The organism is Marinomonas hwangdonensis (assembly GCF_003721245.1).
Lineage (GTDB): Bacteria > Pseudomonadota > Gammaproteobacteria > Pseudomonadales > Marinomonadaceae > Marinomonas > Marinomonas hwangdonensis.
Genome location: NZ_RIZG01000002.1, coordinates 139741 through 165381, shown reverse-complemented (window position 1 = coordinate 165381; position 25641 = coordinate 139741). Strand labels below are relative to the sequence as shown.

Genomic DNA, 25641 nt, shown 5'->3' with positions numbered 1-25641 from the left:
AACTTGTTGGCTGAAACATTCTTGTTAGTCAAAAAAGGCAATCTCTATGTCGCTTTTGACTATGGCACAACAGGCGAGCAAATACCCACTTTGCACCCAGGCTAAGGGCTCGAACGGATAGCTCACATTGCCCCATAAAAGCTTTATCGAGCAGGAAGAGCAGTAGCCTTCACGACATTGGTATTCAACGTGAATGCCTGCTCGTTCTAGCTGCACTAGTAGCGGCTCTTCTTCCGTTACCAATATCTGTTTTTTACCCAATAGGACGCGGTGTACCGCGTCCTTGTTGGCGACAGTACTCACCTTAGAGGTCGAAGTCATCAAAGTCAGAGTCGTCAAGTTGGTTGTCAGTCTGCCCAACCAAATAGGAGCTTATTTCCGCTTCCTGCGGGGCGACTTGCACGTTATCACTCACCAGCCAAGCATTGATCCATGGGATGGGGTTGTGTTTTGTGTTGAAGCAGGTTTCAAGCCCTACTGCTTGCATGCGTATATTGGTAATGTATTCCACATACTGACCAAGGATTTGAGCATTTAGGCCAATCATTGATCCATCTTTAAACAAATACGTTGCCCATTCTTTTTCTTGCTCAGCGGCTTCGATAAAGATGTTACGCACTTCTTCTTGGCATTGTGCTGCGATGACAGCCATTTCAGGATCGTCCCGGCCGGATGCCATTAGATTTAGCATATGCTGTGTACCGGTTAGGTGCAGAGCTTCGTCGCGAGCGATAAGCTTAATGATTTTGGCGTTGCCTTCCATCAAGGTGCGTTCAGCGAACGCAAAGCTACAGGCAAAACTGACGTAGAAACGAATCGCTTCTAATACGTTGACTGATGCTATTGTCAGGTACAGCGCTTTTTTTAATTTAGGCATGGAGACTTCAACGTCACCTTTGCCTGGAATGTGAAAGGTCCCCATTCCCATAGTATTGTAGATATTGACCATTTCGATCAAGCGATCATAGTATTTTGACACACTGTCTGCGCGCTTGGTGATTTCGTCATTGGTGACTATGTCATCAAAAATCTTACTTGGATCATTGACTATATTACGAATGATGTGAGTATAGGAGCGGCTGTGTATGGTTTCACTGAACGACCAAGTTTCTATCCAAGTTTCCAATTCAGGCAAAGACACAATGGGCAAGAAGGCAACGTTAGGGGAGCGGCCCTGTACACTATCAAGCAATGTCTGATACTTTAAATTGCTAAGGAAAATGTGTTGTTCGTGCTCTTCCAATCGTTGAAAGTCTTTGCGGTCATTTGAAAGGTCTACTTCCTCGGGACGCCAGAAAAACGACAATTGTTTTTCAATCAGTTTTTCAAAAATAGGGTGCTTTTGTTGGTCGTAGCGAGCAACGTTCACATTTTCACCAAAGAACATCGGCTCTTTAGTGCTGTCAAAATGTTTGCGGTTGAATGTTGAGTAACTCATATATCAGGACATTCCTCAAAAGCGTAGGACGTTATTTTACTGAGTGCTGGCACTGAGTAGCTGTCTGTAAACGTCGCCGTTAATATCGATTATTTGCGTGTGTACTTTTCGTCGTACTGTTCTGTGTAGAACTCACAAAGCCTCACTGTAAAAAGTGAGGCTTGTTAAGAGCCATAATTGAATGGTTATATTTTGCACGCGCCGCCTGCGCAGTCATCCATATCTTCTTGCTTATCATCCGCACCATCACGAGTATTGTGATAATAAAGCGTTTTAACGCCGTATTTGTACGCTGTCAGCAAGTCTTTCAAAATGACTTTCATGGGGACTTTTTGTGCATCAAATTTTTGCGGATCATAGTTAGTATTGGCGGAAATCGCTTGGTCAACAAATTTCTGCATAATACCAACGAGTTGCAAATAACCATCGTTTGATGGAATGGTCCACAAAAGCTCATAGTCCTGTTTTAACCGTTCAAATTCAGGCACGACCTGCTTCAAAATGCCGTCTTTACTGGCTTTCACAGACACAAAGCCGCGAGGTGGCTCTATGCCGTTGGTCGCATTGCTTATCTGAGACGAGGTTTCAGATGGCATCAACGCGGTTAAGGTTGAGTTACGAAGGCCATGTTCTACAATGCTTGTACGTAAAGACTCCCAATCATAGTTCAGTTTTGGTGAACAAATTGCGTCAATTTCTTTCTTGTAGCTGTCAATTGGCAACACACCTTTTGAATAGGTGGTTTCATTAAAAGCAAGGCATGGTCCAAACTCTTTAGCCAGCTTGTTTGATGCTTTTAGCAAATAGTATTGAATGGCTTCAAAGGTATCATGAGTCAGCTGGTTCGCACTGCCGTCAGAGTATTTGACACCATTTTTTGCTAAGTAATACGCATAGTTAATGACCCCAACACCGAGTGTGCGACGCATTTCAGTGGCACGTTGAGCGGCAGGAATCGGATAGTTTTGGTAGTCCAGTAAGCTGTCTAAAGCGCGAACAATCAATTCTGCCAGCTCTTCTAGCTCGTCAAGATTGTTCAAGGTTCCCAAGTTAAACGCGGACAAAGTACACAGGGCAATTTCACCCTCTGGGTCATCTACACTGTTTAAGGGTTTCGTTGGTAATGCAATTTCTAAACACAGGTTGCTCTGTTTTACCGGGGCAACTTTAGGGTCAAAAGGACTGTGTGTGTTGCAATGATCAACGTTCTGTAAATAGATGCGGCCAGTGCTTGCACGTTCAGAAGCAAACAAAGTAAACAACTCGCTGGCTTTAATAGTTTGCTTGCGAATAGAGGCATCTTGCTCATACAGGGTATAGAGGCGATCAAACTCCTCTTGGTCTGCAAAGAAGGCATCGTACAATCCCGGTACATCGGATGGACTAAACAGCGTGATGTTGCCGCCTTTTATCAGACGTTGATACATCAAACGGTTAAACTGCACGCCGTAATCTAGGTGACGAACACGGTTCTCTTCAACACCGCGGTTGTTTTTCAATACCAGTAGGCTTTCCACTTCTAAATGCCAAATAGGATAAAAAACTGTGGCAGCACCACCACGTACACCGCCTTGAGAGCAGCTTTTTACCGCTGTTTGGAAGTGTTTGTAGAAAGGGATACAACCCGTATGGAAAGCTTCACCACCGCGAATAGGGCTACCCAGCGCACGAATCGCACCGGCGTTCACGCCAATACCTGCGCGTTGGCTAACGTACTTAACAATAGCGCTTGAGGTGGCGTTGATTGAGTCTAGGGAATCACCACATTCAATCAATACACAACTACTGAACTGACGAGTTGGTGTGCGGATGCCAGACATGATAGGCGTCGGCAAAGAAATTTTAAATTTAGACACCGCATCGTAAAAACGACGAATCAGATTTAGGCGCTCATGTTTGTCGTAACCGGCAAAGAGGCAGGCCGCAACGAGAATATAAATAAACTGTGGGCTCTCATAGATTTCGCCAGTAACGCGGTTTTGTACCAGATACTTGCCTTCCAGTTGCTTCACGGCAGCATAGGAAAAGTTCATGTCGCGTGAATGATCGATAAAATCATTCATCTGGTTAAAATCATCTTCTGAATAGTCTTCCAAAAGATGAGCATCGTAGCGTTTTTGCCCGACCAAGTTTTTAACATGAGTATAAAGATGAGGCGGCTCAAAATCCCCAAAGGCTTTCTTTCTTAGATGAAAGATGGCCAATCGGGCGGCAAGGTATTGGTAGTCTGGGGTGTTCTCAGAGATTAAGTCAGCGGATGACTTGATCAGAGTCTCATGAATGTCCGTAGTACGAATGCCTTCAAAGAATTGAATTCGTGCTTTTAGTTCTACTTGAGAAACAGATACATTTTCTAAACCCTCAGCAGCCCACGCGATGACTTTGTGGATTTTTTCTAGGTTGATATTTTCGGTCTTCCCGTTACGTTTTGTAACTGTGAGAGTGCTCATGCCTTGTTTTCCCATTAGTGCGGTAAAGTGGGTAAATTACACGATATAGTGTTTTATTTTTATTGTGGCACTACATGTAGTGTTAATGTTTGAAATCTGACGCGAACAATAGTGCGCATTTCTTCGAAAATCAAGGCTTGAAAATTTTGCTAAAATGAGAAACAGAGATTACCTAAGTGGTCACTTACTTTGTTTGCCACAAGAAGCGTAAAGTTAGCGTTTGGCAAGTCTGTAAAGGTAATTTTCATCTATTTTTTTGAGTTAAATTGGACGTGTTTTTTCGCCATCAAAAGTGATCAAGAAAAGTGCAATAATGTCATTTTGACAGCAGCGACTAGAGTAAAGAGAATAAGTTGATGACTCAGATATATTGTCAGAGCATGACGCCCCATAAAGGTCAGAATGTTAGGGAAAAGGCGCGGTGGCCATTTTATTCGATGCCATTGCAAATAACCTAACAAGGGGCCCAAGAAAACGACACCGATCCATGGAAAAGGAAAAACAATATCAAGGGTTTTTTCAGGTAAAGAGACATAGCGCGACAATACAGCAAAGGCATTCGGAAACTCTAGCCAAGTGGTTGTTTGATATACTAGAAGGATAAGGCTTCCAAACAGCGCACACGCGATTGGCCATTTTGCTAGGGGTCTAATGATAAACGAGGCGACTAGTATGAAATGCAATATGCCAAAATAGATCCATTGGTCAGGTAAGGCGAGATATGTGGCAAGGGAAATGACGCAAGCGGAGATAAGGAGTTTGCTGTCGCGCTTCCATGAAATCAGTCGATGCTTTGAGGTTGTTTCTGACGTTAGGTAAGCAGACCAACCTATAGCGGTTAAGAACAAGGTCAAAATAAGGCTGCGAAAATCAACCCAAAATGGGTCTTGCAGGTTGTAGTGTATAAAACCAAAATGTCGTAAATCCCAACACAAATGAAAAATCATCATTAAGAGGACCGCAAGACCGCGGTACACGTCTAAAAAGGGACTGCGGTAGGCAGACGTACTATGATGCGCAATGTGCATGAGAATCCACGAGGAAAGGTTAAATGAAAACCCAGCCATCATACCGATACTCATTTTCTAGCTCAAGCTTGGCGCTCAGTCTTGATAAGCTGAAAGCGGATTTACTATGGGAGCGGGAGAGCCTCATGATGTTTGGTCGACCCGTTTTGGTGCCGAGAAACGTTGCTTTTGTGGCGGACCAAGGAGTGATCTACCGATACTCGGGGAAAGACCATGTAGGGGAAGGATGGCCTGATTGGTTGTTGGCAGCTAAAGCGGAGGCGGAAAGCGTTGCCCAGCAAGTGTTTAATGCGGTGCTACTAAACTGGTACCAAAATGGCGAGGAATATATGGGCTGGCATTCGGATGATGAGAAGTCTTTGGGACCGGCCCCTGTGGTGGCGATGTTAAGTCTTGGTGCCACGCGCAGTTTTCTATTTCGATTGAAGAAAAAGCCTTCGATTAAGCACAGTATTGAGCTAGAAAACGCCAGTTGGTTGGTGATGTCTGCATCGACACAGGTGATGTGGCAGCACTGTTTACCCGTAAGGAAGCGCGTTAAAGAGGAGCGCATAAGTCTGACTTTTCGGTTGATTCTTTGATTTTAAAACTCTGCTAAGCCCCTTGTTTAGGAGCGGTTAGCAGAGTGTAGGAGAAAGACTGTTTAAGGTGCTTTTCGGGTTCTTAACCAGGCACTGTCTTGCTGAGTGTAACAGATTCGATCATGAAGTCGGCTGGGTCGTCCTTGCCAAAACTCAATGAACTTGGGTTTTAAGACATAGCCTCCCCAGTTGGTTGGACAAGGAACGTCTTGGCCTTCAAAAGCGTTTTCTTCTTGTTTAAAGGCGTCTTGTAGGGCTTCTCTATTTGCAATTTCCATGCTCTGTTTAGAGGTTCGTGCGGCCAGCTGGCTGCCTCTAGGTCGGCTGGCAAAGTAGTCTTCTGACACCTGGCGTTCGACTTTCTCAACGATGCCTTCCACGCGGATTTGGCGAGACAGGGCAGGCCAGAAAAAAGTCAAGCTGGCCTTATTGTTCAGTGCAAGCTGTTGGCCTTTGTCGCTGTCGTAGTTAGTAAAAAAAGAAAAACCCGCGTCATTGCGCTGTTTCAATAGCACCACCCGTGAATGAGGCCAACCTTCTGAGTCAACCGTGCTTAATACCATGGCCGTTGGGTCATCGGGGCAGGCATCAATGGCAGCGTTTAACCAGCTATCGAAAAGCGTGAAAGGATCGTCACCTGCTTTTTCTTCTAATAAATCTTCAAACTGATAATCTCGACGAATGGAATGTAAGTCTCTGTTCATGATTAAATCCGGTAAGTTGTTGTGGTCATGACTTTAGAAATATGAGTCATTACGGCCATCACAGGCTGAGGAAATTCGTACCCACCTGCTTGCAATGCCATGGCTCGATGTTTTGCTTCATCCGTATGCATTTGAGTTAACACGGCTTTACTTTTCAAATCGCTTTTTGGCAGTTCTGTCATGTGTTTGTCTAAATGTGTGCAAACCTGGTCTTCAGTGGCGGCAACAAACCCAAGGCTTAGTTTATCGCTGACTAGGCCAGCACCAGCTCCGATCACAAAAGAGGCGCCATAGAAAAAGGGGTTTAGAATGCTAGGCTGGCTGCCAAGATCGTAAAGGCGCTGCTCACACCACACAAGATGGTCGATTTCTTCGTCTGCAGCGTGTTGCATATCTTGGCGTACTTTTGCCAGTTTGGCTGTCGTAGCCTGACCGGCGTAGAGTGCCTGAGCACACACTTCGCCCGTGTGGTTGATTCGCATCAATCCTGCAGCATGCTTGCGTTCTTTGTCGGTTAATTCAACGTCATCAAGTAACAGTGCTGGCGATGGGCGTGATGATGTTGCCGCACGAGGAACGAGCGTTTGTAGGGCTCTATCAAGTTGTAAAACCGCTTTGTCTATAAAAGAAAGCATAGGTATTCCTCTTTGAATGTCGTTCAGTTAGCCAGGCGGCCAAGTCATTGCTCGGCCACCAAGCACATGCATATGAATATGATAGACGGTTTGTCCACCAGCCTCATTACAATTCATCACCACACGGTATCCGCTATCGGCAATGCCTTTTTGTTTGGCTACTTTGGCCGCCGTAATTTGTAATTTACCAACTACGTTAGCATCCGCGTCGGTTAAGTCATTCAAGGTGCTAATATGGCGTCTTGGAATGACTAAGAAATGACTGGGTGCTTGAGGCATGATGTCTTCGAAGGCAATAACATCTCCATCTTCGAATAAAACATGGGCTGGGATATCGCCATTCACTATTTTACAAAATAAGCAATCCATGTTGTTTTTTCCTCGCTGTATTATTCAGTGTATGTTGGATGGTATCAAGGCACTTTGCGTAAAGGATTGATCCGTGACAAGGGCGCTTTCTTTAATCTATCACCTTTTTGTACAAGGCGCGAAAAACGTTGCTCTAACTTATCGTCCAGTTCATCACAGGTGAGAAAGTCATCAAAGCCAAGTTTTTTGGCGTAATCAAGTGACATTTTGACATTATCGCTGATCAGTAAACACTGGTCTTCATTTCGCATTATAGGAAACAGCTTTTGTTGTGTTATGTGGGGGATTTGTCCCCCATTATCAAACACAATAATAATGAGCCCTGAGTCACGAGTAGCCGGCGGTTCTAGTTGTTCTAGTAAACGCTCAAGTGATGAGAAGTGTTCAATTTTATTACTGTTACTTTGCAGCATAGACAGAGACTTTTGTAGGTTTTCATCCGTCTGACCAAGCAACACAATATCAAATGGGTGTTGTGACGCTAGATTGTTTGGAGTAGGGCGAATGTGGGTGCGAATGGGTACGAACAGTGTGATTTTTTGCAAGTCGTCTTCTTTGCTGAGTACAATTTTTCCATTTAAATGCTGACATAGTATGTTTATGTAATACATACCAAGGTCAAAGTTTGTGTTGTTGGTACGAACTCTTCTTGGAATAGGATGACAACATATAACGAGTTCAGTGACGCCTTCACGGTTAACGTCTTGGCGTTCGATCTCCATGGTCAGCACTTGATCGGTGAAGTGCTTACATTCAAGCAAGATGCTTTCAATGAGGTGTTGCAGGATGGGGGCGTGCTGTAAAATCTCGACTTGTTCTATTTTGCGAGTATGTATTTCGATCAGGGAATTGTCTTGATCGAGGTTTTGTACCTTGTTGTAAGCGTTATCAATTAACTGGTTTAAGGTAATGGGTGTAGGCTGATCTGTTGATGTGTTTTCATAGATCTCGTTGAGTAAGTCCACTCGATCAATCAGGTTTATGACATTTTTATTGGCTCTTAAGCTGTTCGCAAGATGACTGTCGTGTCCATCATGAGCCAACGTCTTTTCAAGGTGAACTAGGCCACCTTCAATAATATTGGTCTGGCGTCGTAGTCGGCTAGAAATATCTGACAAGAGATCAGCGATTTCATTTTGTGACGCTGACGTTTTATTGAGCTGGCGTTTAAAAATAGAGGTCGATTGAGCAATCATGCCAGCAAAGTGGATAATAGCTTCAATGATAATAGTCCCCGTTAATCCCCATTTATAGAGGGTAGCACTCGGGACAAAACCGTACACGGACATGAGCCAGCAGAAATGTCCTGTCAGTAACACTGTCCTTGCGGCCAAATAATACCCAGAATAAGGCAAGTTATTTATGGACGCGGCGACAGCGTGGACTGTCAAAATACAAATCGTTAAAACCGCAATCATTGACAACAGTATAATGCTGGGCGTGACGGGAGAGAAAGTGTAAACCAACGCCATTAAACCATTAATTGATCCTGCCAGAATGAGCAGTTTATCCAGTCGTGGTAAATAGCTTTTTGTGTCCAAGTAGAGTCGAGAAAAAAAGGCGATCGCACTTAGGCAAGTTAACGCGGTTAGATTGTACACACGTTCTTGCACGTTGACGCTGTTGGGAAAAAATTGTGACACCAAGTCATGCAGTGACAGATGTAAAACGGTAATGCCAATTAAAAGCATGCCGTATATTAAATACATAGGGTGTGACGTTTTAATGAAGAAAAATAGGTTGCCGATAAACAAGGTGAATAAAACGCCAATCATGATACCCGTTAGTGTTAGATCTTGCTGGGCTCCTTGACTGAGTTCAGACAGTGTCTTCAGTTCTATTTCAGCATTAATAGGCAGGTGAGACGACATCTTAATAAATACGGTAAATACCGAGGGAGTATTGGTTGGGATAACAAAAGCATAGTGAGGTGCTTTAATCTGTTTATTGTTATAAGGTCGAGCGCCACCCAATTCAGCTTGAACCTGACTGCCAAAAATGGTCGGTAAATAGATATCTAAATATTGTAATCTGGGTGAGCGTATTTCGAGTAAAATGGGGTTTTTGTGTGTGGTTCGAATGGCGATGTCGGATCGAATCCAAATGTTTCCTTTTACTAGACCAAACTGTAAATACTCTCGATTAATGGGGCGAAAGCGTTTTAGATACTGTTCAGATGATACGGTGGTAAAAGAAAGATCAGCGGTTTCATCGATAAAAAATGAAGCGCTTTTGCCAATATGAAACGTATCCATAGAGTCATCTATGATGGCAATGGTGTTTGAGCTCCAAGCGGTATTGGAGAAAATGAGTAAAAACAGTAAAATCGATCGATAAAGCAAAACACTAGCCCAAACAAAATCTATAAAGGCTGTCATTATTAACTAGATAGGGGATCAAATGCTATATCCAATGTTGGTGGAACACTATGTTTGGTTTAGTCTGTTGCTATTGGGTGTCACTTGGTTTGCTAGGCAGTCGAAGCCTGCCACACGAACCAATCTCATGTATGGCTACGGAATGATTGCGACCTTAGGATTTTTATTGGGGTTTGATTGGGCGGCCGGTATTATATTTGGTCTCTTAGTACTGGAAGTGGGACGTTTATTCAAGGCGTGGCTGGATAAGAAAGAGTCCCAGCTAAAGAAATAGCTTGCCGTACATATGTCGTGTATTTAGATAAGAAAAAGGCCTCATTCGAGGCCTTTTTAGCGATCTGAATATTTTATAGCAGACTAATTTTGTTCGCGAGCAATGGCGCGGTGGCCGATGTCGGTACGGAAATACACCTTGTCCCAAGACAAGGTTTTGACAACCTCGTAAGCAGACGCTTGAGCTTCTGCAACCGTATCACCAAGAGCAACAGCACAAAGAACACGGCCGCCATTGGTCACTACTTGGCCGTCTTTTAATGTTGTGCCCGCTTGAAAGACTTTTTGGCCTTCAGGAAGGACGGTGTCCAAACCAGAAATAACATCGCCTTTAGGGTAATCGGCAGGGTAGCCGCCAGCCGCAAGAACAACACCTAAGCTGGCACGTGGATCCCAATTTGCTTCAATGGTATCAAGTTTGCCATTGATGGCAGCCAAACACATTTGTGCCAAATCAGAACGCAAGCGCATCATGATTGGTTGTGTTTCTGGGTCACCAAAACGGCAGTTGTATTCCAATGTTTTTGGTGTGCCATCGGGGGCGATCATCACCCCAGCGTATAAAAATCCACGGTAGCGGTTGCCTTCAGCGTTCATGCCTTTAACAGTTGGCATGATGACTTCATTCATAATGCGATCATGAATTTCTGGTGTCACAACCGGTGCTGGAGAATAAGCGCCCATGCCACCAGTATTCGGACCTTTGTCACCGTTGTCGCGTGCTTTGTGGTCTTGGCTTGTTGCCATAGGTAAAACGGTCTCGCCATCAACCATGCAAATAAAGCTAGCTTCTTCACCAACCAAGAATTCTTCGATAACAACTCGACTACCTGCATCGCCAAAAGCGTTGCCTTGTAACATGTCTTCAACCGCTTCGATCGCTTCGGCTTCGGTCTGAGCTAAGATAACGCCTTTACCAGCGGCTAGACCATCGGCCTTAACCACAATCGGAGCGCCTTGTTGCTTGATGTAAGCAACCGCAGGCTCGATTTCTGTGAAGTTGCCGTAAGCGGCTGTTGGAATGTTGTGGCGAGCTAAGAAATCTTTCGTGAAGGCTTTAGAACCTTCCAATTGAGCTGCCGCCGCTGTTGGACCAAAGATAGCCAAACCTTCTTTTTCAAACGCGTCTACCACACCAATAACCAATGGCGCTTCTGGGCCAACAATGGTCAAATCGATGTTTTCGCGTTTTGCAAAAGCGACAAGATCGGCAATGTCGGTTACGCCAATGTTAACGTTCTCTACTTTGTTTTCTGTTGCAGAGCCTGCGTTACCAGGTGCGACGAATACCTTTTGAACTTGGTCAGATTCAGCGGTTTTCCATGCGAGTGCATGTTCACGACCACCGTTACCAATAATAAGAACTTTCATTATCTAATCCTTTGTATTGCAAACCAGAGGCCGCAGCCTCTGGTGACGAACTAAGAAGTCTTGGCTTCTTAGAGACGGCTTATTAATGACGGAAGTGGCGCATTCCAGTGAAGACCATGGCCATGCCTGCTTCATCAGCAGCGGCGATAACTTCGTCATCACGCATAGAGCCACCAGGCTGAATAACAGCCGTAATGCCCGCTTGCGCTGCAGCATCGATGCCATCACGGAATGGGAAGAAAGCATCAGACGCCATAACGGAGCCCGCTACTTCTAGATTTTCGTCAGCGGCTTTAATGCCTGCGATTTTAGCACTGTAAACGCGGCTCATTTGGCCTGCGCCAACGCCAATGGTTTGTTCTGCCTTCGCATACACAATCGCATTGGATTTAACGAATTTAGCGACTTTCCAAGCAAACAATAGATCTTTTAGTTCTTCTTCGCTAGGTTGACGTTTAGAAACAATTTTAAGATCGTCTAAGGTAATGACGCCGTCATCACGGTCTTGAACCAGTAAACCGCCGTTAACGCGTTTGTAATCCAGCGCCGCTGGCTTGTCTTTTGACCATTGGCCACACTCAAGTAGGCGAACATTTTGTTTCGCAGCCACGATGTCAGCGGCTTCTTTGCTCACGCTTGGTGCAATGATGACTTCAACGAATTGACGATCAACAATCGCTTGAGCGGTTTGTGCATCTAGCTCTTGGTTAAACGCAATGATGCCGCCAAAGGCAGACGTTGGGTCTGTTTGGAAAGCAAGGTCATACGCTTCAAATTGCGTTGCTGCAGTTGCAACGCCACAAGGGTTGGCATGCTTAACGATAACACAAGCAGGCTTATCGAAACTTTTGACGCACTCAAGAGCGGCATCGGTATCGGCGATGTTGTTGTAAGACAGTGCCTTACCTTGGATTTGTTTAGCCGTGCTGATGGACGCTTCTTTAGGATTCACTTCAACATAGAAAGCGGCTTTCTGGTGTGGATTTTCACCGTAGCGCATTTCTTCTTGTTTGTGGAATTGTAGGTTGAAGGTGCGAGCGAAGTCTTCGCTACCGCCTTCTACTTTTTTGCCTAGGAAGTTCGCAATCGCACCATCATAGTGTGAAGTGTGTTCGAACGCCTTAACCGCAAGGTCGAAACGTTGCTCGTACGTCAAACCGCCGTCGGTTTTAAGAGAGGCCAAGATGCCTTCGTAGTTAGAAGGAGAAACCACGATAGCCACATCTTTGTGATTTTTCGCTGCAGAGCGAACCATGGTAGGGCCACCGATGTCGATGTTTTCAATCGCCATGGGAAGATCACAATCAGGGCGTTCGATCGTGGCTTCGAACGGATATAGGTTCACCACCACCATATCGATTTCTTCGATGCCGTGCTCTTTCATGATAGCGCCGTCGATATCGCGACGACCAAGAATGCCACCGTGTACTTTAGGATGAAGTGTTTTAACGCGGCCATCCATCATTTCTGGGAAGCCTGTGTAGTCAGAGACTTCGGTTGCTTTCACGTTGCTGTCCAATAAAAGACGGTAAGTACCACCCGTTGAAAGAATTTCAACGCCTTGAGCGGTCAGTTCACGTGCGAATTCGACAATGCCTGTTTTGTCGGAAACACTGATTAACGCTCGTTTGATAGGAGTTACGGTATTTTGATTTGCCATCATGGTTCTCGCAATTAATTTAACACTAAATAAAACAAGGGGAAGATAGGACGAAAAAAAGGGCGAATCCGCCCTTTTTTCTTTGTGCTTATAGCATGCCGTATTGCTTTAGCTTCTTGCGAAGCGTTCCTCGGTTTAATCCAAGGATGGTGGATGCTTTGGTTTGGTTATCCTTTGTGTAGCTCATGACAGACTCTAGCAAAGGCGCCTCAACCTCCGCTAAGACTAACTGATATAAGTCTGTTATTGGCTGCCCATCAAGATGAGCGAAATAGTTTTGTAGGGCTTTTTCAACGTTGTCACGTAGAGTTTGTGACTGCTCTGAAGAAGCGGCTTGAAACGTATGAGTATGAGTTTGTTCTACCACAGAATGACCTTCTATTTTTAAAGCTAACCATTAGTTAATGTGCATTGATTAATACAGCGGAAAACACATCGGCTTTCTTATAATAATACCCATTACATTAAGTGTGAGATTTGTTTACCTATTGCTAAACAAAGAACTCTTCCAATTTATCCAGCTGTTCTTGCGTATTATCAATACGGTTAAACACGCTGCGAAATTGTGTTTTATCCGCTAACGTCTGCAGGTACCAGCCAACATGCTTACGAGCAATTCGCACGCCAAGGTAATCGCCATAAAACTGATGTAAGGCGTTTACATGGTTGATTACAAGTTGTCTTACCTCAGACAGAGGGGGTGGTGCTAACAATTCATTGGTTTGTAAATAGTGGTTTATTTCGCGAAAAATCCACGGCCTTCCTTGAGCGGCTCGTCCAATCATGATGCCATCCGCTTTGGTGTACTCTTTCACGAACTTCGCGGATTGCGCGTCGTTTATATCCCCATTAGCGAAGACGGGAATACGTAAATGATGCTTAATCTCGGCAATCGTATCGTATTCCGCCTGTCCTTGGAATTTGCATTCTCGCGTACGACCATGAATAGCCAGCGCTTGAATGCCGATATCTTCCGCCATTTTCGCAATGGCTAAGCCATTTTTTTGATCTTGGCTCCATCCAGTACGAATCTTCAGCGTGACGGGAACCGAGACACTATTTACAACAGACTCCAGTATTTCTCGAACAAGTGCTTCATCTTTTAGTAATGCAGAGCCTGCTGCTTTATTGCATACCTTTTTAGCGGGGCATCCCATGTTGATATCAATGATTTGGGCGCCAAGCTCAACATTTTGTTGAGCGGCTTCTGCCATCATTTGAGGATCACCACCTGCAATTTGAACGGATCTCGGCGAGACTTCCGCATCGTGGATTAAACGATGACGGCTTTTTGTCGAGTTCCACAGGCGAACGTCAGAAGTGACCATTTCTGATACCACTAAGCCTGCACCTAGATCATGACAAAGGCGGCGAAAAGGCAAATCCGTTACGCCCGCCATTGGGGCAAGAATAACAGGGTTGTCAACGCAATACGGGCCAATAGCAAAAGCCATGATGTTCCTGAATACTGGATTGAATGTTAAAGATCGTCGACAGTGTCGAGCGGGCGTGAATAATACCTAGGCAATCGTTGTTTTTGAAGTCTTGACAGTGCAAAAACTGACTATTTTTTGTGCTTTTTTTCACTTAATCACAAAACGTGCTCAAACTAGTACGAACGGGTATCTGTTGGGAAGGCTTTGAGTTGATGAGTGACAGCACGGGCGCCCGGATCCTGTATCGGAATAACGAGATGGATGGGGGTTTCGGGTGGCATATAAGTGATGTCGAGAAAGTCTTTGTGTAAATAATCGCTTGGTGCAAAAAGACGTGCGGCCACAGGGGCGCCATTGAGGTCGAAAAATTCCAGGGCAATTTTCGGCATAGGCTGAGAAAAGCTACTACCGTTGGTGATGATTGCGTTTACTAATAGCGTGTTAGCTAAAGAAGGATGGCTTTGTATGCGCACGTGCTGGAGTGAAATGGCGGACACATCTTCAAAGCGAGGTAGCACGCAACCCGTGTACGAACAAACAGAGCGATAAAAATGGCGAAAGCTTGATGAGCGGCTACCTTCGTCGAAGAAATGAATCGCAGCTTGGGCAAATAATAAAGAAGCCCCAAGTAACGACGCTAAAAACCAAAGCCACAGGTGCTTCTTTCTACTGCTTTCTGGATGGGGTTGGTCATCCAGTAAGGGGGCGAGATTTTGTTGAGCGGAGAGCTGGTCAAGAAAACTGTGTTGGTTATGGCCCGCTGGGTCTTGTTTAGCGGCTGTTTGCGCCAACGAGTGCAGAGCGGTCATGTAATCCGGCTCTTTTTCATCGGCGATAAAGGGTTGGATGGATGTGTAGGGCGATGTCTGTGCCTGTAATGGCTCTCTTGATGTGTCCGCTTTAGATGGTTGGCTCTTTGTCTCCTTGTTTGTATTGCTAGTGTAAGACGCGTTGAGAGCCGCTTCCACTTCGGCAAGTTCGACTTCCCAAGGTGCTTGGTCTGTTTGTGCTGGAGATGTCACCGATTTTGTGCGGTCGGTAGCGGGTTGGGCTTTAGGCGCTGTGGCCGCTATTTGTGTGGCATTGTGCTCATCCGATACGAGCGCTTCTGTTTCAAGGTAGTCTGGTTGAGACGGTTTATAGTCCGTCACAGGGTTAAGGTCATCATCGTCAAAAAGTGTCTGCAGCCAGTCAGGGTTAATCACTTCTTCGGTTGGCTCTGGATTGTTATCCGTTGATTCAGTGATACCAGTAAAAATTGACTTGGATTCTGGCTCATTAAATGATGCTTGTGGCACGGAAGGAGTGATGGCTTCTTTTTTGCGATTCTGTTCTTTTTGGGTGGCCGAGCTGGCAGCAGAATCTTCAGACTGGCTGGCATTGAAAATATGGAAGCACTGACCACAACGAACTTTGCCCTTGGCCATGCGTAAAACTTCATCGCTGACGCGAAATGCAGTGGAACATTTTGGGCAACGTGTGATTAGGCTACTGGCCATGAGTGACAACTATCCTGTTTGGTTTACAATCAATGATTACAACTTATGCGTGTTTCGTTCCAACAATACGAACCCATTCTTCTTTTTCTACTACAGAATCAATGGTGAACCAAGTTTTGTAAGCGTCAATGACATCGTGTGCTTGATTGGCAAGAATACCAGAAAGCGCCAATTGGCCATTGGTTTTCACCAGTGCAGAGATGGTAGGTGCCAAATGAGCAAGAGGGCCTGCAAGAATGTTGGCAACAACGATATCGGCTTGTAAGTCGGATTCGTAAGGCGGTAATTTGACTTCAATACGGCTTGGCTCAATGTTGTTGCGTTCTGCGTTGGCTTCGGTGGCTTGGACGGCTTGAGGGTCTATATCAATGCCGACCATATTCTTTGCGCCCAGCAATAAACCGGCAATTCCTAAAATGCCTGAGCCGCAACCATAGTCAATGATGGTTTTGTCTTGGCAATCAACACTGTCTAACCATTGTAAGCATAAGGCGGTTGTCGGGTGTGTGCCAGTACCAAAAGCGAGGCCAGGGTCAAGCATTAAAGTGACCGCATTTGCATCAGGTACTTGGCGCCAGCTTGGGCATACCCAAAGGCGTTCACCAAACTGAATAGGGTGGTAGTTATCCATCCACTCTCTTTCCCAATCTTTGTCTTCAAGGATTTCGATTTTTAAATCTATGTTGGTTTCACCAAGCGATTCGGCTTTATGCTCAACCACAGGGCGAATATGCTCAATGTCTGCGTCTGCTTCGAACAAGCCTGTCACTTTCGTATGATTCCAAAGTGGGGTGGTGTTTAAGTCAGGTTCATATACAGGGTCATCATGAACGTCTTCAAAGGTGACCACCAAGGCGCCACATTCTAAAAGTGTATCCTCAAAAGCGGGAACATGATCGGGTGTAGTGTGAATGCGTATTTGAAGCCAAGGCATAAATGAAATCCAACAATGAAAAAAAACAGGAATAGAATAGCGAAGCTTGGGATGGGTGGCGAGAGGAAAATGATAACCCCTAGTGAAATACTCGTTCGCTAGGGGTTAAACTACGGTGATTACAAACCGAGTTTTTTCTCCAAATAATGGATGTTAACGCCACCTACAATGAAGTTAGCGTCATTTACCAAGTCTTTTTGTAACGCTATGTTGGTTTTGATTCCATCAATAAAGGTTTCGTCTAGTGCCCCAGAAAGGCGTTTTAGCGCTGCCGTTCGGTCGGGTGCATGACAGATGATCTTTGCGATCATGGAATCATAGTTCGGTGGTACGGAATAACCACTGTATAAATGTGAGTCAACGCGAACTCCCATACCGCCAGGCGCATGGAAATAATGAACTTTACCAGGGCAGGGCATGAAGGTTTTGGGGTCTTCCGCGTTGATACGCGCTTCGACAGCGTGGCCATTTAGTTTGATGTCTTCTTGCTTCAACGATAACGGCATACCGCTCGCGATGCGAAGCTGTTCTTTCACAATGTCGACACCTGTGACCATTTCCGTTACAGGATGTTCTACTTGAACGCGAGTGTTCATTTCTATGAAGTAGAAATTACCATCTTCGTAAAGGAACTCAAACGTACCCGCGCCGCGGTAGTTGATTTTGATACAAGCATCTACACAGGCCTTTAAGCAAGCTTGACGAGACTCTTCATTCAGCATGGGAGCGGGAGCTTCTTCCAACACTTTTTGATGGCGACGCTGCAAAGAACAGTCACGATCGTATAGGTGTATAGCGTTGCCTTGACCGTCGGCCAATACTTGAACTTCAACGTGACGTGGGTTTTGGAGGAATTTTTCCATATACACAGTGCTATCACCGAAGTAAGAGCCGGCTTCAGACTGAGTGATGCTGATGGATTTTAATAGGCTCCCTTCGTTGTGAACAACACGCATACCACGACCACCGCCGCCCGCTGCTGCTTTTACAATGACTGGGAAGCCAATTTCTTTTGCGACGCGCAAACATTCATCTGGATCGGTAGGTACGGGACCATTTGACCCTGGAACGGTGGGAACGCCCGCTTCTTTCATTGCTTTAATAGCCGATACTTTATCGCCCATTAGGCGAATGGTTTCGGCTTTAGGGCCGATAAAAGCAAAACCAGAACGCTCAACTTGCTCAGCGAAATCCGCGTTTTCGGCTAAAAAGCCATAGCCTGGGTGAATCGCTGACGTATCGGTTAATTCAGCCGCGCTAATGATCGCTGGAATGTTCAAATAGCTTTGAGCTGAAGGGTTAGGTCCAATGCAGATGGATTCGTCTGCAAGGCGCACATGGAGTAAGTCACGGTCAATTTTTGAATGAACCGCAACGGTTTTGATACCGAGTTCTTTGCACGCACGCAGAATACGCAATGCGATTTCGCCTCGGTTAGCAATCAATACCTTATCGAGCATGATGAAACCTTTGTTTGCGTTGGATTAAATGATGGAAACAAGTGGCTGATCAAATTCAACCGGCTCGCCGTCTTCAACAAGAATAGCGCCGATGGTACCGGATTTGTCCGCTTCAATTTGGTTCATCATTTTCATGGCTTCAACGATACAAATAGTGTCGCCTACATTCACTTTTTGGCCTACTTCAATGAAAGGCTTCGCGCCTGGTGCAGAGGATTTGTAGTAGGTGCCAACCATTGGTGAATTAACAGTATGGCCGTGATTGACAGCAGCAGGTGCCTCAGGCGCCGCAGCGGAAGGAGTGGGGGCAGCTTGTGGTGCCATAACCGGAGCGGGTGCATACGCCGCTTGCAAAGGTGCACCACCACGGCTAATGCGAACCGCTTCTTCGCCTTCCTTTATTTCGATTTCGTAGACGTTAGATTCTTCTAATAGTTCGATTAGTTTTTTGATTTTGCGAATGTCCATGAATACTCTCTTCTGTCTTTATTGGCGTTTCAGTGATTGCATAGCTCACTGACTATTATAAATTTTTCGCAATAATCCCATTTGATGCGTAAATATGACGGATTACGAATGATAATGGTAAATGCTTATAGTTCGAAATTATCGGTAAAAAGCGGTATTTTGTCCAGTTCTGTAGCAAAAAAACCAAAAAATGTTTATGTAGGTTGAATAATGATCTTTTGTAAACTTGCTCTGTTGGCTTTTTTGCTAAGGTTGTGTGATGGCGTCTAAACGTGCGGAAATAAGAGATTGGGTTGGCGTTCCCATTAAGGTCATTCCTGGGTATTCGTCTCCCTGAGCATTTAAAAACACCAAAGAGGGTGGGCCAATCAAATTAAATTGGCGCATTAACGCCTTGTTTTTCGCACTATTTTGCGTGACATCCACCTTAATTAGCCGGGTCTGATTAAGCTGTAAAGCGATATCTGGTGAGGCAAGCATACGATTGACGCTTATGCAGCTGATACACCAGTCTGCGTAAAGATCCAATACAATAGGTCTGGGATCTTGACGATGAATTAATGCGTTCAATTCGTCCAAACTTGTTATGGTGGCGTGAAAGATAGGCTGGCTGTTCATGGTGCCAAGATTTTTGCTTTCTTGCGATGACATGTTGAGCTTTCTCAAAGGTTGAAGGGGGTCAACTTCACCCATTGCTCCTCCTAAAAACTCAATGATCCCCAATGTCATAAACACTAAGGCCATAAACCAGCGTATGGGGTGACTGTGTTCCTTGATACCGCGGTGAATAAAATAACCGCTAATAGACAGTGCTAATCCTCCCCATAACAGCAGGTGGCTGCTAAAGGGGAGCCATCGAGTTATCAGCCAAATTGACATTGCCAATAAGGCAAAGCCCATCATTACTTTTATGTCATGCAGCCACTCGCCATTTTTAGGTAGAATTTTGGGGCCAAATAAGCCGACTAACAAAAGCGGCACGCTCATGCCCATCGCCATCACAAACAAAATGAGTGCGCCTTGTAAGGCGCTATTTTGACTGCTGATAAATAGCAAGGCACCTGCCAATGGGGCCGATACACAGGGTGAGACGATTAAGGTAGATAAAACGCCAGCGATAAAAACACTGATGCTGGTTTTCGAAGAAGGGTGTTTGGTACTACTGGCTACCTGCAGTTTTTGTTGCCAAGAACCTGGTAGCTTGAGCTCATAAACGCCAAACATGGCTATCGCGAGAGCAACAAATATTCCGGCACTTAGCAGTATTATGATGGGGTTTTGCAGGCTAGCTTGTAAATTGAGCTGAACACCAAAGAGTCCAACTAGACCACCAATAGCCGCATAGGTCAGTGCCATGCCCAGTACATATACCAAACTGTAGTAAAAAGCCCCCATTCTTGAATTTTGTGTCCCAACAACGATAGCGCTCACAATGGGAATCATTGGTAATACGCAAGGAGTAAACGATAAAAGCAAGCCTATTCCAAATAAGGTTGCAAGCGTGGTCCATGAGAAAGACTGGTTTAAAAGCTGATTCACTGACTCGGTTTGTGATGGCGAGATCTGAGGTTGTTGGCTTGCACTCTCGTTCTTCTCCGACGGAACCTCACCAAGTTGTGAGGCGTTAACGTCTTGATTTAAGGGGGGGTTAGGCACTGTATACTGAATTGGATGGTTAACGGGGGCATAACATAACCCTTTATCGGCACAACCTTGGTAGGTCAGCACGGCGTTTATTTGCGTCCCGGGTGGAAGGCGTGGGTCGTGTTGAATGGACAGCGATAGCTCGTCTCTGTATACCGTTACCGTACCGAAATAGGGGTCTTGTATGATTTCGCCTAACGCAAAGGATGCGAAAGATAACCCGTTTACTTGGTCCGTTCCGGTGAGATGACTCAAGTCTACTGAGGGTGTGTATGTGAATTGCTCTAATTTGAACTGATCACGATATAAATAATACCCCTGGTGAATTTTCCAGTGTGCAACCAAGGTTCCGTCATCATTAGGTGTAACCAACAGCTGAAATGCTTGTTCTACGTCGAGAAATGTGGGCTTGGTTAGGGAAGGCGTGACAGAGCCAAAGGTGAAAGCGGGAGACGCACTGTGAAAAAAGAGAAAAAACAATAGAGCGAAAAAGCGCATAATAGCCTTTTGATAGGTTAACCTAAGCTTGTTAGAGGAGAATCCATATTTCATCCAATACCTTGATACGTGTAGACTAGCAAGGTACCGATTATATGCCAATTGTAAGGTGAAAAGTTGATGATAAAATGGGCGTGTTTCCTAATTGTTGTGCTTTTCCTGACAGGCTGTCAGGGCGCCATGACGACCCTGAAAGGGAATCATAGCGCTGAAACCGAGCAACTCACTCACGTTCAGCCGCTGAGGGAATTGAATGATGATGAAGAGAGCAAGGAGAATACAACAATGCTAGGTCAAGTTGCTGACGCGAGTATTCAGAAACCATCCGCTAGGGTCAAGCGTCTTAGCCAAGCAGAACAACTGACACAAAATTTGATCGAACGAGGTAATCAAGCATTGTCTGGTAATCGACTGGTAACGCCAGAAGAAGATAATGCCAATATGTATTTTCAAGCGGCTTTAGGAAGGGACCCTGGCAACTTTTATGCGATTCAAGGCATCAGTAAAATTGTTGATCTTTATACAGAGTGGGCTTGGCAAGCGGCTCTAAATCGTCAATATTCACAAGCCAGCCGTTATCTTGACTTAGCTCGCTCTGTTAACTCCGAAGATCCCGTTTTATTGGAAATGTCTTCGCGAATAAAGGATTTGCATGAGCGTCGTAGTGTGTCAAATACCGCTTTAAATGCCCCACAAAACAGCGTCCGTAACGATTCGACGGCAACAAACGATAGTCAAGACGCTAAGGGGGGGAGACAGGTACCGTTGGAAGAAGGTCAGTTTCGTTTGCCAAAAGACCTTTTCAGTCGGAGTGAAGAAGACATTATCCTGCAAATCCAGCCTATTATCGATCAAGTGTCAGCGTTACAATCGTCTATAGTGATTTATTGGCCTAACGATAAAGAGGCTCGATTGCTTTATCAGATTATTAACAGCCGAGTTACAGAGTTTCGTGTGCGTGCGATGACATATCATCGTGCCGATTATAGGGTGGAATTACAACAAGATTAAGGTAGGTCAAAATGTCGCGTATAACGGAAAAGTTAATGGCTTTAAAACCAAACGTGAATATGTCTGGAATGGGAAAATCCGCGACCATTGCGGTTTTAGTGGTCGTGGCTTTAGTGACTGTCTTGGGGATGTACTGGAGTAATGAGCCTGAGCCTTTTGATGTCGTGGCAGTGGCAAAAGAAAAAGCCGCTGAGCGTGGGTATTTAGACAACAGTCAAAATCTTGTTGTTGGGTATACCACGGCAAGTACCTTACACACGATTGTTGAGACTCTACTGGAAAAGCCTGGTGGTTTTATCACCAATGATATCATGCCGCCTGGTGTGTTTATGGATAACATGCCAGCGTGGGAATTTGGGGTTTTAGTACAGTCTCGTGATCTGGCTAGAGCGTTTCGTAAAGAGTTTAGTCGGTCACAGTCTCAGTCAACGGAAGATGTCAATTTAAAAGTGGCTGAACCACAGTTTAACTTTGATAACAAAAGCTGGGCGCTGCCATCAAGTGAAAATGAGTATCGTCGAGGCAACAATGAGTTGATGGCGTACTTGGATCGTTTAGCAGGAGAAAGTAATAATAAGGCACAGTTTTATGCCCGTGCTGACAACTTAGCCGACTGGCTTTCCGATGTGAGTACCCGTTTAGGCAGCTTGTCGCAGCGTCTGTCAGCCAGTGTGATCGATGACGAGCCGCAAATGGGCTCAGACGAAAACAGTCGCTATGTAAGAACACCTTGGTTAAAGATTGACGATGTGTTCTATGAGGCGCGCGGCACCAACTGGGCGTTGATTCATATGTTGCAAGCAATAGAAGTCGATTTTATGTCTACTCTAGAAGACAAAAACGCACTAGTGAGTTTACGTCAAGTCATTCGCGAGCTGGAAGCGACCCAAGCTACTCTTTGGTCACCTATCATCTTAAATGGTAGTGGCTTTGGTTTGTTAGCAAACCATTCATTGGTGATGGCGTCCTACATAGCGAGAGCGAACACTGCGATTATTGATCTTCGTCGTTTGTTGTTACAAGGGTAAGTGTTGTTGACAGCAAATAAGAAGAATCACATTGTGCGTCGAGCCGAATTGGACGATGCTCCGTCTATTTTGGCCATTTTTTGTGGTGAGCAGGCGCACTCTGGCAAGTCTCGTTACAAAGATGTCAATCTAATTGATGTCATTGATTGGATTGAGAGAATGACGGATAGGCATCCTTTATTCGTCATGGCGCAGCAAGGAGAGATCATCGCTTGGTGTTCTATTGAGCCCTTTTATGGACTCGCGGCCTTTGATGAAACCTGTGAAGTCAGTTTGTACGTTAAACCTGCTTATCAGCAAAACGGCGTCGGTACTCAGCTACTGGGTTATTTGATGGACCAACACCTTGCCTTGTGTTTTACCCGCTTAATTGCCTACGTTTTTGAGAGCAACTTAAGTAGCAGGGTGTTTTTTGAAAAACAGGGGTTCGAGCAGTGGGGCAAATTGCCTGGCGTTGCCAGGCATGAGTTCGGCCAAGAAGATGTGTATTTGTACGGTAAATTATTGTCGTGATGTTTTTAGACAGTGTTTTTAGACAGAGCGAAAAGACAATCTGAGTATCTGCTTCACCTAAAGCGATCCGTTAAAAGGGGCTCTAGGTGAAACGGTCTAAATCAAACGGCTGAGCGGGTTAAATTAGTTCCAGCGCTTCCATGGTTTGACGAATCGTCGCTTTGGTGCTGTCTTGAAGTGGTACCATCGGCAAACGGCATTCTTCTGTGCATAGCCCAAGTAATGACATGGCGTATTTTGGCCCTATTGGATTAGGTTCTATGAAGAGTGCGGTGTGCAAGGCAAACAGTTTGTCTTGTAATTGAGCCGCTTCGACATATTTTCCTTCGCGACATAAACGGTGTAATTCGACCACCTGTTTTGGTGCCACGTTTGACGTTACGGAAATACAGCCGTTACCCCCACCAATGTTATAGGCAACTGCCGTAACATCGTCTCCGCTTAAAAAGTTAAAAGGCTTATTAATTAAAGCGCGCTCCCTAATAGGGCGGGTTAGATCTCCTGTGGCGTCTTTTACGCCAATGATGCGAGGCAGTTCAGCCAGTTTGGCCAATGTACTTACGTCTAAGCCGACAATAGAGCGTGGCGGAATGTTATATAAAATAATGGGCAATTTACTGTGGTCGTGAACATATTTGAAATGTTCATAGAGGCCCGCTTGGTTGGGGCGATTGTAATATCCCGCAACATGTAGGGTGGCGTCTGCCCCTGCTTGGTAGGCGTACTCTGAATAGTTGACGGCCTCAACAGGGTTGTTTGATCCGGCGCCCGCAAGCACAGGGACGGCTTTATTTGTTTCTTGAACGGTGATCTCAATAACGCGTTTGTGTTCTTTTTCGCTTAGAGTGGGCGACTCACCCGTTGTGCCGACTGGCACTAAGCCGTTTATCCCCTGATCTATTTGCCAGCGAACGATATTGCGCAACGCACTTTCATCAAGCTGGCCGTCGCGGAAGGGGGTAATTAGTGCTGTGATTGCGCCGTAAAACATACATTTGCCTCATTTGGGCCGGTATGCATTTTGCTGAAGAGAGAAACAATACCGTCAGCAAGAATGCTGCCGGGGAAGTTTAATATCTTAATTTCACACGCCAGCCAAGCAGAGCTTCTTTGCTTTACGTTTATCGCCGTTGTGTTTTTTTAAGATGCTGTTGTTCATAAAGTAACGTTAAATTAAGTAAATATTCAGTGTTTTTGTATGCTGAACTTTTTTTCTAAAAAGGTCAACCTACTAAAAGGCTTTTATTTGTCTTGCAACTCTGTAGAAACTGTATGCCCGCCACGAACCTATTCTTGAGGTGTTTTTGTGGCGGGCATCAACGTCTTAGCCGTCTAGATTGATCGTTTGAATGATTTTCTCAAGCGTGGCATCGGCGTCTGCATTGTCAATTTGGCAGGTGCCAGCATTAAGATGTCCACCGCCACCGTATTGCAAACAAAGTTCACCCACGTTGGTGTTGGAGGATCGATTGAGAATCGATTTACCGATAGCAAACACGGTATTTTGTTTTTTCAATCCCCACATTTTGTGGATGGATATATTGCAGTCTGGAAACAGAGCATAGATCACGAAACGGTTTGTGGCGTAAATGGTTTCTTCTTCAGTTAGGTCAAGCACTACTAAGTTTTTATGCTGTGTAGCGCAGCGGCTTAGCTGAGCTTTCGCCAGTTCGTCGTGTTCGTTATACAGTTTTACTCGTTCCTGAATATCTTCAAGGGCGAGTATGTCTTCAATGCTGTGGTTGGCACAATAATCAATTAATTTCATCATCAGTTGATAGTTAGAGATGCGAAAATCACGAAAACGCCCCAGGCCTGTTCTCGCATCCATAATGAAATTTAATAACACCCAATCGGTAGGATTGAGTATTTCTTCTTTGGAAAACTGTGCGGAATCCGCTTTATCAACCGCATCCATCATGTCGACAGAGATGTGAGGGAATTTGTCTGCACCACCATAGTAGTCGTACACCACACGAGCCGCAGAGGGCGCGTCTGGGTCAATGACATGGTTTTCTATACGGCTGTCGTTACGAACGGTTTCACTCAAATGGTGGTCAAATGCAAGATGACAGCCTTTTACATAAGGCAGATTGGTTGTAATGTCGTTAGGGCCAATCGGTACCTTGCCATCTTGCATGTCTTTAGGGTGTACGAAAAGAATATCGTCGATGATATTAAGATCTTTCAGTAAAACGGCACAAACTAAACCGTCAAAATCACTGCGTGTCACGAGTCGAAACTTTGTTGTTGACATGAAAAT

The 25641-nt window shown here is 45.1% G+C and carries 24 protein-coding genes; 5 read left to right on the top strand and 19 right to left on the bottom strand.

Annotation, left to right across the window (positions count from 1 at the left end; all coding sequences use genetic code 11):
- Positions 1-24 precede the first annotated feature (24 nt).
- The 4 genes from yfaE to EBI00_RS03765 form a co-directional block, all read right to left on the bottom strand.
- On the bottom strand, positions 25-321 hold the full coding sequence (gene yfaE / locus EBI00_RS03780; RefSeq protein WP_123094592.1) for a class I ribonucleotide reductase maintenance protein YfaE: 297 nt from the start codon (positions 319-321) through the stop codon (positions 25-27).
- Positions 305-1438, bottom strand: coding sequence for a class Ia ribonucleoside-diphosphate reductase subunit beta (gene nrdB, locus EBI00_RS03775; RefSeq protein WP_123094591.1), 1134 nt, complete (start codon positions 1436-1438; stop codon positions 305-307). The genes yfaE and nrdB overlap by 17 nt, the downstream gene beginning before the upstream one ends.
- A 185-nt stretch (positions 1439-1623) precedes the next feature.
- On the bottom strand, positions 1624-3888 hold the full coding sequence (gene nrdA, locus EBI00_RS03770) for a class 1a ribonucleoside-diphosphate reductase subunit alpha (RefSeq protein ID WP_123094590.1): 2265 nt from the start codon (positions 3886-3888) through the stop codon (positions 1624-1626).
- A gap of 296 nt (positions 3889-4184) precedes the next feature.
- Positions 4185-4916, bottom strand: coding sequence for a heparan-alpha-glucosaminide N-acetyltransferase (locus EBI00_RS03765; protein WP_123094589.1), 732 nt, complete (start codon positions 4914-4916; stop codon positions 4185-4187).
- A 23-nt stretch (positions 4917-4939) separates the two neighbouring features.
- Here EBI00_RS03765 and EBI00_RS03760 point away from each other — a divergent pair, with 23 nt between their 5' ends.
- Entirely contained in the window at positions 4940-5497 is a 558-nt protein-coding gene (locus tag EBI00_RS03760) for an alpha-ketoglutarate-dependent dioxygenase AlkB family protein (RefSeq protein ID WP_123094588.1), read from the top strand.
- A 62-nt stretch (positions 5498-5559) separates the two neighbouring features.
- Here EBI00_RS03760 and pdxH read toward each other — a convergent pair whose 3' ends face one another.
- Genes pdxH through EBI00_RS03740 form a run of 4 tightly spaced genes read right to left on the bottom strand, consistent with a single transcriptional unit; the run spans position 5560 to position 9583 of the window.
- Complete coding sequence (gene pdxH / locus EBI00_RS03755; protein ID WP_123094587.1) at positions 5560-6201, bottom strand: pyridoxamine 5'-phosphate oxidase; 642 nt, start codon at positions 6199-6201, stop codon at positions 5560-5562.
- A 2-nt stretch (positions 6202-6203) separates the two neighbouring features.
- On the bottom strand, positions 6204-6836 hold the full coding sequence (coq7, locus tag EBI00_RS03750) for a 2-polyprenyl-3-methyl-6-methoxy-1,4-benzoquinone monooxygenase (protein ID WP_123094586.1): 633 nt from the start codon (positions 6834-6836) through the stop codon (positions 6204-6206).
- Positions 6837-6863: 27 nt separating this feature from the next.
- On the bottom strand, positions 6864-7205 hold the full coding sequence (locus EBI00_RS03745) for a histidine triad nucleotide-binding protein (RefSeq protein WP_123094585.1): 342 nt from the start codon (positions 7203-7205) through the stop codon (positions 6864-6866).
- Positions 7206-7249: 44 nt separating this feature from the next.
- Entirely contained in the window at positions 7250-9583 is a 2334-nt protein-coding gene (locus EBI00_RS03740; protein WP_241556939.1) for a 7TMR-DISM family protein, read from the bottom strand.
- Positions 9584-9605: 22 nt separating this feature from the next.
- Between EBI00_RS03740 and EBI00_RS03735 the strand changes: the two genes are divergently transcribed.
- Positions 9606-9857 (top strand): hypothetical protein, encoded by a 252-nt coding sequence (locus EBI00_RS03735; RefSeq protein ID WP_123094584.1) that lies wholly within the window; start codon positions 9606-9608, stop codon positions 9855-9857.
- Between the two features lie 83 nt (positions 9858-9940).
- Here the strand turns inward: EBI00_RS03735 and purD are convergent, their stop codons facing one another.
- The 9 genes from purD to dsbD form a co-directional block, all read right to left on the bottom strand.
- On the bottom strand, positions 9941-11227 hold the full coding sequence (purD, locus tag EBI00_RS03730) for a phosphoribosylamine--glycine ligase (RefSeq protein WP_123094583.1): 1287 nt from the start codon (positions 11225-11227) through the stop codon (positions 9941-9943).
- Between the two features lie 82 nt (positions 11228-11309).
- Positions 11310-12887 carry a bifunctional phosphoribosylaminoimidazolecarboxamide formyltransferase/IMP cyclohydrolase gene (gene purH / locus EBI00_RS03725; protein WP_123094582.1) on the bottom strand — a complete coding sequence of 526 codons (1578 nt, stop codon included), beginning with the start codon at positions 12885-12887 and terminating at the stop codon, positions 11310-11312.
- 88 nt (positions 12888-12975) lie between these two features.
- On the bottom strand, positions 12976-13254 hold the full coding sequence (fis, locus tag EBI00_RS03720; RefSeq protein WP_012070668.1) for a DNA-binding transcriptional regulator Fis: 279 nt from the start codon (positions 13252-13254) through the stop codon (positions 12976-12978).
- A 124-nt stretch (positions 13255-13378) separates the two neighbouring features.
- Positions 13379-14341, bottom strand: coding sequence for a tRNA dihydrouridine synthase DusB (gene dusB, locus EBI00_RS03715; RefSeq protein ID WP_206612546.1), 963 nt, complete (start codon positions 14339-14341; stop codon positions 13379-13381).
- A gap of 155 nt (positions 14342-14496) precedes the next feature.
- Entirely contained in the window at positions 14497-15822 is a 1326-nt protein-coding gene (locus EBI00_RS03710; RefSeq protein ID WP_123094580.1) for a DUF3426 domain-containing protein, read from the bottom strand.
- 43 nt (positions 15823-15865) lie between these two features.
- Positions 15866-16756, bottom strand: coding sequence for a 50S ribosomal protein L11 methyltransferase (prmA, locus tag EBI00_RS03705; protein WP_123094579.1), 891 nt, complete (start codon positions 16754-16756; stop codon positions 15866-15868).
- 119 nt (positions 16757-16875) lie between these two features.
- On the bottom strand, positions 16876-18216 hold the full coding sequence (gene accC / locus EBI00_RS03700; RefSeq protein WP_123094578.1) for an acetyl-CoA carboxylase biotin carboxylase subunit: 1341 nt from the start codon (positions 18214-18216) through the stop codon (positions 16876-16878).
- 24 nt (positions 18217-18240) lie between these two features.
- A complete protein-coding gene (gene accB / locus EBI00_RS03695; protein WP_123094577.1) occupies positions 18241-18684 on the bottom strand; it encodes an acetyl-CoA carboxylase biotin carboxyl carrier protein in 444 nt (147 codons plus the stop codon).
- A gap of 246 nt (positions 18685-18930) precedes the next feature.
- On the bottom strand, positions 18931-20880 hold the full coding sequence (gene dsbD / locus EBI00_RS03690) for a protein-disulfide reductase DsbD (protein ID WP_241556938.1): 1950 nt from the start codon (positions 20878-20880) through the stop codon (positions 18931-18933).
- Positions 20881-20946: 66 nt separating this feature from the next.
- Here dsbD and EBI00_RS03685 point away from each other — a divergent pair, with 66 nt between their 5' ends.
- Genes EBI00_RS03685 through EBI00_RS03675 form a run of 3 tightly spaced genes read left to right on the top strand, consistent with a single transcriptional unit; the run spans position 20947 to position 23378 of the window.
- Positions 20947-21837 (top strand): hypothetical protein, encoded by an 891-nt coding sequence (locus EBI00_RS03685; RefSeq protein ID WP_123094575.1) that lies wholly within the window; start codon positions 20947-20949, stop codon positions 21835-21837.
- Positions 21838-21848: 11 nt separating this feature from the next.
- Positions 21849-22865 carry a DUF2333 family protein gene (locus EBI00_RS03680; RefSeq protein ID WP_123094574.1) on the top strand — a complete coding sequence of 339 codons (1017 nt, stop codon included), beginning with the start codon at positions 21849-21851 and terminating at the stop codon, positions 22863-22865.
- A gap of 3 nt (positions 22866-22868) precedes the next feature.
- Entirely contained in the window at positions 22869-23378 is a 510-nt protein-coding gene (locus EBI00_RS03675; protein WP_241556937.1) for a GNAT family N-acetyltransferase, read from the top strand.
- A 118-nt stretch (positions 23379-23496) separates the two neighbouring features.
- On the opposite strand, the gene dapA is transcribed toward EBI00_RS03675, so the two are convergent.
- On the bottom strand, positions 23497-24369 hold the full coding sequence (gene dapA / locus EBI00_RS03670; protein WP_123094573.1) for a 4-hydroxy-tetrahydrodipicolinate synthase: 873 nt from the start codon (positions 24367-24369) through the stop codon (positions 23497-23499).
- 333 nt (positions 24370-24702) lie between these two features.
- Positions 24703-25635, bottom strand: coding sequence for a DHH family phosphoesterase (locus EBI00_RS03665; RefSeq protein WP_123094572.1), 933 nt, complete (start codon positions 25633-25635; stop codon positions 24703-24705).
- Positions 25636-25641 lie beyond the last annotated feature (6 nt).

Bases quoted from the DNA above. Each gene is read 5' to 3' on its own strand.
- yfaE (WP_123094592.1), bottom strand. From the start codon at position 321: ATGACTTCGACCTCTAAGGTGAGTACTGTCGCCAACAAGGACGCGGTA.
- nrdB (WP_123094591.1), bottom strand. From the start codon at position 1,438: ATGAGTTACTCAACATTCAACCGCAAACATTTTGACAGCACTAAAGAG.
- nrdA (WP_123094590.1), bottom strand. From the start codon at position 3,888: ATGAGCACTCTCACAGTTACAAAACGTAACGGGAAGACCGAAAATATC.
- EBI00_RS03765 (WP_123094589.1), bottom strand. From the start codon at position 4,916: ATGCACATTGCGCATCATAGTACGTCTGCCTACCGCAGTCCCTTTTTA.
- EBI00_RS03760 (WP_123094588.1), top strand. From the start codon at position 4,940: ATGAAAACCCAGCCATCATACCGATACTCATTTTCTAGCTCAAGCTTG.
- pdxH (WP_123094587.1), bottom strand. From the start codon at position 6,201: ATGAACAGAGACTTACATTCCATTCGTCGAGATTATCAGTTTGAAGAT.
- coq7 (WP_123094586.1), bottom strand. From the start codon at position 6,836: ATGCTTTCTTTTATAGACAAAGCGGTTTTACAACTTGATAGAGCCCTA.
- EBI00_RS03745 (WP_123094585.1), bottom strand. From the start codon at position 7,205: ATGGATTGCTTATTTTGTAAAATAGTGAATGGCGATATCCCAGCCCAT.
- EBI00_RS03740 (WP_241556939.1), bottom strand. From the start codon at position 9,583: ATGACAGCCTTTATAGATTTTGTTTGGGCTAGTGTTTTGCTTTATCGA.
- EBI00_RS03735 (WP_123094584.1), top strand. From the start codon at position 9,606: ATGCTATATCCAATGTTGGTGGAACACTATGTTTGGTTTAGTCTGTTG.
- purD (WP_123094583.1), bottom strand. From the start codon at position 11,227: ATGAAAGTTCTTATTATTGGTAACGGTGGTCGTGAACATGCACTCGCA.
- purH (WP_123094582.1), bottom strand. From the start codon at position 12,887: ATGGCAAATCAAAATACCGTAACTCCTATCAAACGAGCGTTAATCAGT.
- dusB (WP_206612546.1), bottom strand. From the start codon at position 14,341: ATGGCTTTTGCTATTGGCCCGTATTGCGTTGACAACCCTGTTATTCTT.
- EBI00_RS03710 (WP_123094580.1), bottom strand. From the start codon at position 15,822: ATGGCCAGTAGCCTAATCACACGTTGCCCAAAATGTTCCACTGCATTT.
- prmA (WP_123094579.1), bottom strand. From the start codon at position 16,756: ATGCCTTGGCTTCAAATACGCATTCACACTACACCCGATCATGTTCCC.
- accC (WP_123094578.1), bottom strand. From the start codon at position 18,216: ATGCTCGATAAGGTATTGATTGCTAACCGAGGCGAAATCGCATTGCGT.
- accB (WP_123094577.1), bottom strand. From the start codon at position 18,684: ATGGACATTCGCAAAATCAAAAAACTAATCGAACTATTAGAAGAATCT.
- dsbD (WP_241556938.1), bottom strand. From the start codon at position 20,880: ATGAAATATGGATTCTCCTCTAACAAGCTTAGGTTAACCTATCAAAAG.
- EBI00_RS03685 (WP_123094575.1), top strand. From the start codon at position 20,947: ATGATAAAATGGGCGTGTTTCCTAATTGTTGTGCTTTTCCTGACAGGC.
- EBI00_RS03680 (WP_123094574.1), top strand. From the start codon at position 21,849: ATGTCGCGTATAACGGAAAAGTTAATGGCTTTAAAACCAAACGTGAAT.
- dapA (WP_123094573.1), bottom strand. From the start codon at position 24,369: ATGTTTTACGGCGCAATCACAGCACTAATTACCCCCTTCCGCGACGGC.
- EBI00_RS03665 (WP_123094572.1), bottom strand. From the start codon at position 25,635: ATGTCAACAACAAAGTTTCGACTCGTGACACGCAGTGATTTTGACGGT.